We start from the raw sequence: 1,388 nt of genomic DNA on the forward strand, positions 1-1,388 counted from the left end.
GCCGCCCAGCGCATCGAGGCCGCCTACCACCGCGTCCACGAGGCGTTGCAAGCCGTTGCCACGCTTGCGCTTTCCGACAGGGCGGCGGCGCTTCCGGGGCGCGGGAACGACCGCGCCGAATCGCCACCCCAGGACGTGCGACAGAGTGTCATCCGACGGGGTACGCAGTTCTCCTGACTTGCCTCGCAGCGCTGATATACTAGTATCCACCGCATCGACGGCGCGATCCGTGGACAGGCCCCAAGGCCACCGGACCGGCGCCGCCCCCGCTGGGGATGCGCGGCACGCTCCCCCTCCATTCGCCGCAACCGGCAGCCACCACCCCGGACTTTTCATCGACGGCCCAGTCGGACCGCCCCAGGAGTACCGACTATGAACATCAAATCCCGGATCGACCGCATCCCCGGCGGCATGATGATCCTTCCCCTGTTCCTCGGCGCCTGCCTGAACACCTTCGCGCCGAACACGGGCAAATTCTTCGGGTCCTTCACCAACGGCCTGATCACCGGCACCCTGCCGATCCTCTCCGTCTGGTTCTTCTGCATCGGCGCCAGCATCAGCCTGAAGGCCACCCCGCTGGTCCTGCGCAAGAGCGGCGTGCTCGTCTCCGTGAAGATCCTCACCGCCGCCACCATGGGCATCATCGCCTCCTGGTTCATCCCGCACGAAGGCGTGTCGTCGGGCTTCTTCACCGGCCTGTCGGTGCTGGCGATCATCGCCGCCATGAACGACACCAACGGCGGCATGTACATGGCGCTGATGCAGCAGTACGGAACCAAGGAGGAATCCGGCGCCTTCTGCCTGATGTGCCTGGAATCCGGCCCCTTCATGACGATGGCGACGCTGGGTCTGGCCGGTTTGGCCGCCTTCCCCTGGCAAACCATGGTCGGCGCCCTGCTGCCCTTCCTGATCGGCTTCGCGCTCGGCAACCTGGACCAGGAGTTCCGCAAATTCTTCGGTCAGGCCGTGCCGGTGATGGTGCCCTTCTTCGCCTTCGCGCTCGGCAACAACCTGAACTTCGCGGTCATCCTGAACACCGGGCTGCTCGGCATCGTCCTCGGCCTCTCGGTCATCGCCGTCACCGGCTTCACGCTGGTCATCGCCGACGTCCTGCTGGCCAAGGGCAACGGCACCGCCGGCATCGGCGCCGCCTCCACCGCCGGTGCGGCCGTGACGGTCCCGCCGATCATCGCCTCCATCGAGCCGAGCTTCGCGCCTAGCGCCCCGGCCGCCACCGCCCTGGTCGCCACCAGCGTCGTCGTCACCTCGCTGCTCACGCCGATCCTGACCGCTTGGTGGGCCCGCCGGTTCGGCGTCCTCTCCCCGCGCTATCTGGCCGCCCAGAAGGCTGCCGAAACGCAGGCCCTGCCGGTCCAGCCCGCCCCCGC

At 67.9% G+C, this 1,388-nt stretch carries 1 protein-coding gene; it reads left to right on the forward strand.

The genetic code is table 11. The annotated features are described in order from the left end of the window. Nucleotides 1-372: 372 nt before the first annotated feature. Nucleotides 373-1,388: 2-keto-3-deoxygluconate transporter (gene kdgT, locus GBZ26_RS29355; protein ID WP_211105016.1), on the forward strand; the 1,016-nt coding region annotated here is incomplete at its 3' end.

The sequence above is a fragment of the Azospirillum formosense genome, assembly GCF_013340925.1.
Classification (GTDB): Bacteria; Pseudomonadota; Alphaproteobacteria; order Azospirillales; family Azospirillaceae; genus Azospirillum; species Azospirillum formosense.